10 protein-coding genes, 1 tRNA gene and 1 pseudogene are annotated in these 6,432 nt (G+C 43.4%); 5 read left to right on the top strand and 7 right to left on the bottom strand.

Translation table 11 applies throughout. The annotated features are described in order from the left end of the window. Positions 1-464 precede the first annotated feature (464 nt). The 4 genes from JFQ59_RS12535 (at position 465) to JFQ59_RS03335 (ending at position 1,978) form a co-directional block, all read left to right on the top strand. Positions 465-599 carry a hypothetical protein gene (locus JFQ59_RS12535; RefSeq protein WP_269140546.1) on the top strand — a complete coding sequence of 45 codons (135 nt, stop codon included), beginning with the start codon at positions 465-467 and terminating at the stop codon, positions 597-599. A 218-nt stretch (positions 600-817) separates the two neighbouring features. Continuing rightward, positions 818-1,099: a hypothetical protein gene (locus tag JFQ59_RS03345; protein WP_202318997.1), complete on the top strand. Its 282-nt coding sequence runs from the start codon at positions 818-820 to the stop codon at positions 1,097-1,099. Between the two features lie 22 nt (positions 1,100-1,121). Next, positions 1,122-1,451 carry a hypothetical protein gene (locus JFQ59_RS03340; protein WP_202318996.1) on the top strand — a complete coding sequence of 110 codons (330 nt, stop codon included), beginning with the start codon at positions 1,122-1,124 and terminating at the stop codon, positions 1,449-1,451. Beyond that, complete coding sequence (locus tag JFQ59_RS03335; RefSeq protein WP_202318995.1) at positions 1,448-1,978, top strand: stage II sporulation protein M; 531 nt, start codon at positions 1,448-1,450, stop codon at positions 1,976-1,978. Before JFQ59_RS03340 ends, JFQ59_RS03335 begins: the two co-directional genes overlap by 4 nt. 19 nt (positions 1,979-1,997) lie before the next feature. Here the strand turns inward: JFQ59_RS03335 and JFQ59_RS03330 are convergent, their stop codons facing one another. The 5 genes from JFQ59_RS03330 to JFQ59_RS03310 form a co-directional block, all read right to left on the bottom strand. Then, the gene (locus JFQ59_RS03330) at positions 1,998-2,549 is read right to left on the bottom strand and encodes a HemK2/MTQ2 family protein methyltransferase (RefSeq protein WP_202318994.1); all 552 of its coding nucleotides are present in this window, start codon (positions 2,547-2,549) and stop codon (positions 1,998-2,000) included. Continuing rightward, positions 2,530-3,210: a 16S rRNA (adenine(1518)-N(6)/adenine(1519)-N(6))-dimethyltransferase RsmA gene (gene rsmA / locus JFQ59_RS03325; RefSeq protein WP_330999833.1), complete on the bottom strand. Its 681-nt coding sequence runs from the start codon at positions 3,208-3,210 to the stop codon at positions 2,530-2,532. The genes JFQ59_RS03330 and rsmA overlap by 20 nt, the downstream gene beginning before the upstream one ends. Before the next feature lie 49 nt (positions 3,211-3,259). Continuing rightward, the gene (locus tag JFQ59_RS03320) at positions 3,260-3,499 is read right to left on the bottom strand and encodes a DUF357 domain-containing protein (protein WP_230972248.1); all 240 of its coding nucleotides are present in this window, start codon (positions 3,497-3,499) and stop codon (positions 3,260-3,262) included. Further along, a complete protein-coding gene (locus JFQ59_RS03315) occupies positions 3,432-4,757 on the bottom strand; it encodes an NfeD family protein (RefSeq protein ID WP_202318992.1) in 1,326 nt (441 codons plus the stop codon). The genes JFQ59_RS03320 and JFQ59_RS03315 overlap by 68 nt, the downstream gene beginning before the upstream one ends. 147 nt (positions 4,758-4,904) lie before the next feature. After that, positions 4,905-5,186, bottom strand: coding sequence for a septation protein SpoVG family protein (locus JFQ59_RS03310; protein ID WP_407928328.1), 282 nt, complete (start codon positions 5,184-5,186; stop codon positions 4,905-4,907). A 75-nt stretch (positions 5,187-5,261) separates the two neighbouring features. On the opposite strand from JFQ59_RS03310, the gene JFQ59_RS03305 reads away from it, so the two are divergent. Further along, a tRNA-Ser gene (locus JFQ59_RS03305) sits at positions 5,262-5,346 on the top strand. Positions 5,347-5,602: 256 nt separating this feature from the next. Here JFQ59_RS03305 and JFQ59_RS12760 read toward each other — a convergent pair. Together JFQ59_RS12760 and JFQ59_RS03300 are read right to left on the bottom strand one after the other, a co-directional pair. Further along, positions 5,603-5,760, bottom strand: a pseudogene (locus JFQ59_RS12760) (IS481 family transposase); the annotation flags it as partial. Between the two features lie 143 nt (positions 5,761-5,903). Further along, positions 5,904-6,428 (bottom strand): Zn-ribbon domain-containing OB-fold protein, encoded by a 525-nt coding sequence (locus JFQ59_RS03300; protein ID WP_202318990.1) that lies wholly within the window; start codon positions 6,426-6,428, stop codon positions 5,904-5,906. Between the last annotated feature and the right edge of the window lie 4 nt (positions 6,429-6,432).

The following is a 6,432-nucleotide window of genomic DNA, read 5'->3' as shown; positions in this document are numbered from 1 at the left end:
CACAGCGGCTATTTCCTTTACTGGAGTCCCCTTGTCGAGTTGTCTGATTATCCATCTGATCTTCTTGTTCGTTAGCTTTCTCACAAGAGTTGGATGTTGGGTTGTGAAATAATTTTGGGATACTACATGATCTGCCGGAGAGGCTGCGGGAAAAGTAATCTTAGAAGAGAAGCTGATGGGAGATATTGATGAGATTTCGAAAGAGATCGATAAAATTTTAAAAACTAAAATTAAAGATGATCCTCTGGAAGTTCTGCTTGAGACGAGGAAAAGATCATGGGATTGACAATCGATACGTCCGTTTTAGTCGGCTTTTTTTCCAAAAAGGTATGCTGGGAGGTACAAGAAATCCAAAGAGCTGTCGAAGATGGCTAAAGGTGTACCTGTATACTGCCCAAAGTTGACTTTAGCAGAATTGCTCGGCGTTCTTGTTAGATACAATGCAAAATTAGCTGGTCTGAGTTATGACTTCGCTAAGTTTCAATCTGGTTGGATCGAGAGCAGTCGATGGCTATTTTATAGCTACAGCGAGAATAGCGAACTCGATTTTGATAACGAACGACAGGATAATGGCGATGAATGCTGGAAAGTCTGGTTGAGGATTATTATCTGATTGAGGAGTTTGATGAGGCTGTAGATAGGATAAGAAAGTTAAAGCAACCTTAGAACTCGTCCAACTCAATGCATCCATTGTGTTCCATACTCAACAGTTTCCTTATTTAACTTATCCATAATTTTTTGATAGAGATTGTATATCGTAAGACTTAAATAGTCATAGCATGCAGATTGTGATGAGCAGAAGTGAGGTGGGTTAGAGATGTATGAGGTAAAGGACTGGAACGAGGAAGTGATGAAGTGGCTTGCTGTTGGGCTCTGTCTGGCTGTGGTAGGGATGGCGGTGATGCCATTATGTCCTGTAAAACACAGCAATGCGAGTTGGTACCTCGGAGAGGTAGGTCTTCTTGCATCAGTACCTGGAGCAGCAAAAGGCGATAATTTTGCCAGAGTTGGGCTTGTTGTAAGTGCGGCAAGTATGGGTCTGGCTTTAGTAGGCTTAGCTACTGCTACGGGTGGAGTAGGTATTGCAATAGCCCTATAATTTTTTTATTGGAGGGTCTGGAATGGTGCACTCAACTACAGAAAATGTAACAGTACGTGAACCTTTGAGTGGAGAAAACTTAGTTTATGCAGTAAGTTTACTAATATCTCATGTTACTATTTGGGGGATCGTGTGGAAGTTGGGTGTAATTGGTTATAATGTGTTTTTATTATTGATAACGCCTGCTATACTTCTTACTGCTATTATTTCCGTAGTATACTCAGCGGGGGTGAGAAAGGGCTGGGTAAAAGAGCCATCAAAAGAAAATGAAAAAAAACTTATATTAATATTAATTTCATCTATTATAGTGTCTGTTAGTAGTTTGATGGTATTTTATATTGTGATACTATGACTAAAAAGATGTTGATTTATGTATCTTCCATGCTGTATTTTGTATCATTTATTATTGGTTGTTTTACCAATCATATAACTACAATGAGAATTAATGATAATATCCTCAGCCAACTAGAACAACCAAGTTTAAGTTATATTTTAACGCAAAATATATATGTTTGGTTTATTATGTTATGTGGATCTTTTACATTTGGTGCGACTACGTTGGCCAGTATATTAGCGAATGGATTTACGACAGGATTCCTTTCGAAATTAATTTTAATAGATCGTGGGTGTATTTGGCTTATACTCCCACACGCCATCTTCGAAATCCCAGCCATAATAATAGCCGGGGCTGCTGGATTCAAGATTCCCTGCGAGGTCATCCGATACCTGATGGGCAGGAAGGAGCAGGTTCTGACCAGAGAAGACGTTAAGGAGTACCTGACCCTCGCCCTTATCTCCATCATCTTAATCGTAATAGCAGCTTGGGTCGAAGCTAACGTCACGCTGAAGATTGTCAAGGCGATGTTAACAAGTCCTTAAATCAAACCCCGTGTTGGGCTTAATCGGCATATGACGTTCCGGACTTCCAGATTTTGATTGCGTAAAGTTTTTCGAAAAACAACTTTCGTTCTCCGATTATCCCGTACTTAAATCCCCTCTTTTCGATTAGCTCGTATATCGATGGTTCATTGTAGGATGAGACTATGAGAATTGCCCTCCCTTCATCGGACATGATTTCGTTCAGAGAATCAAGGAACCTGGAAGTTACCTCCAAACCTCCTTTTCCACCATCCACAGCAACATCAAGCCAGTCCCCCCTCTTCAATTCATCTTCAAGTTCGAGGTAGGGAGGATTGAAGAGAACGAGGCTGAACTTTTTTCGTATCCCTCTGGCAATATCAGTTCTGATAACGTCCAGACCCTTCCGGTTTAAAACCTCCACAGCGAAAGGAGAGATGTCGGTAACAACGATCCACCTGCATCTGTCCTTTAATCTCTCAGCTACAAATCCGCTACCGGCTCCAATCTCAATTACCTCGTCTTCCGGGCGAATCTCCTTCAGCGCAGTTTCCAGCAGCAGTTCACTATCCTCAGCAGGATCGTATATCATCCACGATCTGGGCAAACCTCTTTGCCCCTACTTTCTCAGGGCGCATTTTAGCAATTTCGTCGTCCAGATTTACCCTGACACCAAACCTGCTATCAAACTCGCGGGCGATTTTGTCCATTCGCTTCCTTCTCATCGAGAAGGCGAAGGTTACGAATTTCTCAAAGAGTTCTTTGTTGCTAACTTTCACGGCGGGAATGGGCTTTATTCTGACGATCGCTGAATCCACCTTTGGCTTAGGCCTGAATGATGCCGGTCTGACGATCTCCAGTATTTCGGACGAGCAGTAAGCTTTTGATATTACACCAAGCCTGCTGTCCTCGCCGACCAGTCTTTCAGCAAACTCTCTCTGGTACATCACCACTGCCATCTCGTATTCATACTCGAAAAGCTTGAAGGTCAGGGGGGAGGAAATCTTGTATGGAATATTGGAAACGAACTTCGTGAAAAAAGGAAATTCAACTTTTAAAGCATCGTGATGCAGGAGTCTAAATCTACCTTCCTCAATCTCGCTGGAAAATCTCTTTCTAAGCTTCTCAACCATTTTCCCATCTTTTTCCATGCCCACAACCATGCATTTTTTCAACAGCTCGGCAGTTAAATTGCCCGTGCCGCATCCAACTTCCAGAACGACGTCCCTATCCGTCAGCTCTGCATAGCCCACTATTCGCTTTATGATCTCACGGTTAACAAGGATATGTTGCCCTAGATTTTTACGGAGTGGCATGCCTCAGCTTCCCCACATCAAGCCCTATCTCGAGCCACGCCCAGGCCCATATAACACACTCGAATGCTCGTACAAAATCCCCTTTTTCCATGAAGTATCTGGAGTCACTTATGTAGGCTTTGATGTTATCCAAAAACCTCCTGTCACCATCGATACCCTCAATCCTGTTCTCCAGATTTTTCATCCATTTTACTGTCTCGTTTATCAGCTCTTCCTCGACGCTCAATTTTTCTCACCTTTAATTTCAGACCGTCTCTTTCTATTACCTCAATTTCATCTCCTTTATTTAACTCTTCATCACTCTCGATTCTCCATATCTCTCCCCTCACCCTCGCAAATCCCCGGCCGTTTGAGAATTCGAGCACATCTCCAGACAATCCAACCACCTCACCAACACTGCTTTTTTTCCTCCGAATCTGTGCAACCTTTATAATCATGAATGTCATTATTCCCCCAAGTCCGATTCCAATGCCCGCAACGAACTTTGGAAAGGCATCATAGAACGACTCCGGCATTAGTGGCTCGTTGAAAAGTACAAGCAGACCCAGGACAATCGAAACCACTGATCCAGCACCGAGAACACCGTAGGTGGGAGTTACAAGCTCTGCAATCAGGAGGATAACACCCAGAACTACCAGAAGAGCTCCAATCTGGTTGATATTCACCACTCCGAGTCCTGCAAGGGCAAGAATAAGACAGATCGCTCCAACAGTTTCCGGTACAAGGCCAGGGGATGTCAGACCGAATATCAGGAGATATATGCCAAGTATGAGGAGGATGGCCGATAGCTGGGGACTTGAGATGGCTTCATAGATACTGGCCTGAATTGGTTTATTTACATTCAGAACTCTGTAAGAATCAAAATTGAAGGTTATCTCCCGGCCATTAACAATCACACTTTTGCCATTGAGCTTTTCAATTGCTTCCACTTCGTTATCAGCTAGGTAGTCAATTATGTGCTCCTTCAAAGCCTCACCTGCAGTCAGAGTCAGAGCCTGCGTAACGAACTTCTCTGCAACCTCAGGATTTCTTCCTCTGGCACTTGCGATGTCCTTAACATACCCGGCAATGTAGTTAACAGTCTTTTTTTCGACAGTCGGGGAACCAAATCCGATATTCACTGGAGTTGCAGCGCCAACAGCAGTTCCATTTGCCATTACTGCAATATGGGCAGAGAGAAGGATTATGGATCCTGCAGAGGCGCACATACCTCCTCGTGGGACGAATACGATGACCGGTATCTCGCTGTTCATGAAAAGCTGCACAATCTTTTGTGTTGAGCTTAGAACGCCACCGGGAGTGTCTAGAACGACAAAAATCGCATTACATTTCTCTTTTTGAGCAAAATCATATGCATGCTGAAGTGTTAGGTAAGTACCCTCGTTTATTTCTCCTCTAACTTCAACTCTTGCAATTTTCAGTTCTTCTGCCTGAACAGGTAGAGAAAATATAAGTATTAAGAATACAAGTGCGAAAACTCTCATGTTTGAACCTAAACGGAAGTGGATTTAATTTTTGCTACACTCTGACATTCGGCTCGGTTATGTCCGGGGCATAATCTGCGTCCTGTAGCACCAGTTATACGCTGTGGCAGATGAAGGACAAAAAGATTATAAAAGTTACTCAGAAATTTACTCCTGCTCGTGGTATGCTTTCAAAACCGCTTCCACAATTTTATCTCTCGCCTCCTTGCTTACTGGATGGAAAACATCCTGAAAGCTACCATCCTTCATTTTTCTACTGGGCATACTAACCCAGAGACCCCTTTCTCCTTCTACAACCCTCAAGCCTTTCACAACAAACTCGTTGTCAAAGCTAACGGAGGCAAACGCCTTTACGCTTCCGTTTCCCTTCGCTTTATATATCCTAACTTCTGTTATTTCGGCCAATTCTAACCCTCCTTTAAATTTCATAACCCTCATTTAGAGGTGTATATAAGGGTTTTGTTAGGGGAAAGATTAAAATCAGCCCGGACGAATCTGGATTAAGCCGGGGTTGCAGAGCCAGGCCACTGCGGTGGACTCGAGATCCACTGGGCATTTGCCCGCGTGGGTTCAAATCCCACCCCCGGCGTCTCATATAACCCGGTTTTGATCACTGCTAAATACTGTCTGAGCTGCAGTTCGAGAAAAGCGGATAGACCAAGCTCTCGACGCATTGATAAGATTTTATCTGTGCTCAGAGTTAGTTTTTTCTGGCTCGTGATTTTCATTGGTATGTGTAAAATGAGACCCTTACCAGGCCACTCCTATTCTAAAACCACCCCACCAAATCCAATAAAACGCATATAGGTGGGTATGGGGTTAGTGTGATACCCGAAACAATTTCACTACTCAAACAACCTGGTGTAATAAAACACCCTTTCGGCAGGCAGCTTCCTGAGAAAAGCCTGATAAGGCTAAGTTCATCAAAATTCAGGATCATGTGTGGCTTCACATAGTTATGCCAGTAAACAAACTCTCTGGCAGAATCAAACAAGCTTAGCTTTAGTTATTTTTTAATAATTTATAAAAAGTTATATACATGAAACTTAATTTTGCTTTTGCGCTCAGCGCGAATTTCGTTTTCGGCTTTGGATATACTCGTAGATTAACGCATGCGTGCAGAGAGAATAGTGAAAAAATTATAACTCATTCAAACCTTACATCATAAGCCGGTTTCACTCCGAGCAGATCTGCTAACACCCCTTTGCACTCCTCAGCCCACACAGCTTTAACTTTCATCCCCACTCTCACTTTTCCCGGTTCAACGTTGAGCAGAGGCAAAACCATTGACGATGAAGTCCCCTCGAACCTCACCATCGCAAGTATCACCCTTTCCCCTTCTTTCAGGAATCCTGCCTCAACTGCGTCGATTCCTGCGATAATCACCTTCCCTTTCTGGAGCGGCGGGGAAACTAGGAAGGCGAGAACTTCTCCGTACTGACTTACCTCAACCTTCTCCGTTATTTCGGTAAAACAGCGAGCACAGATCTCTCTTGGTGGTACATAAACTCTTCCACACTCTTTACAGAGCGTTCCAGTGATTTTCCTGTCTCTGAAATTTCTCACGAACTCGTCAAGATATCCAGCTGGAGCTTTCCATCTGTATGCTCCTACATTCCACTCTCCCTCAACCTGCATGGTCTTTTCATATTTCTCCTTGATCAGCCCCATACCA

Origin of the sequence: Archaeoglobus neptunius, assembly GCF_016757965.1 — an archaeon.
In the GTDB taxonomy this organism is placed as follows: Archaea; Halobacteriota; Archaeoglobi; order Archaeoglobales; family Archaeoglobaceae; genus Archaeoglobus; species Archaeoglobus neptunius.
The sequence above is the reverse complement of the archived record's forward strand: the minus strand, read 5'-3'. Positions and strand labels throughout refer to the sequence as shown.

Excerpts from the sequence above, each read along its gene's own strand:
- JFQ59_RS12535 (WP_269140546.1), top strand. The coding sequence starts at position 465 with ATGACTTCGCTAAGTTTCAATCTGGTTGGATCGAGAGCAGTCGATGGC.
- JFQ59_RS03345 (WP_202318997.1), top strand. The coding sequence starts at position 818 with ATGTATGAGGTAAAGGACTGGAACGAGGAAGTGATGAAGTGGCTTGCT.
- JFQ59_RS03300 (WP_202318990.1), bottom strand. The coding sequence starts at position 6,428 with ATGGGGCTGATCAAGGAGAAATATGAAAAGACCATGCAGGTTGAGGGA.
- JFQ59_RS03310 (WP_407928328.1), bottom strand. The coding sequence starts at position 5,186 with ATGAAATTTAAAGGAGGGTTAGAATTGGCCGAAATAACAGAAGTTAGG.
- JFQ59_RS03335 (WP_202318995.1), top strand. The coding sequence starts at position 1,448 with ATGACTAAAAAGATGTTGATTTATGTATCTTCCATGCTGTATTTTGTA.
- JFQ59_RS03340 (WP_202318996.1), top strand. The coding sequence starts at position 1,122 with ATGGTGCACTCAACTACAGAAAATGTAACAGTACGTGAACCTTTGAGT.
- JFQ59_RS03330 (WP_202318994.1), bottom strand. The coding sequence starts at position 2,549 with ATGATATACGATCCTGCTGAGGATAGTGAACTGCTGCTGGAAACTGCG.
- JFQ59_RS03315 (WP_202318992.1), bottom strand. The coding sequence starts at position 4,757 with ATGAGAGTTTTCGCACTTGTATTCTTAATACTTATATTTTCTCTACCT.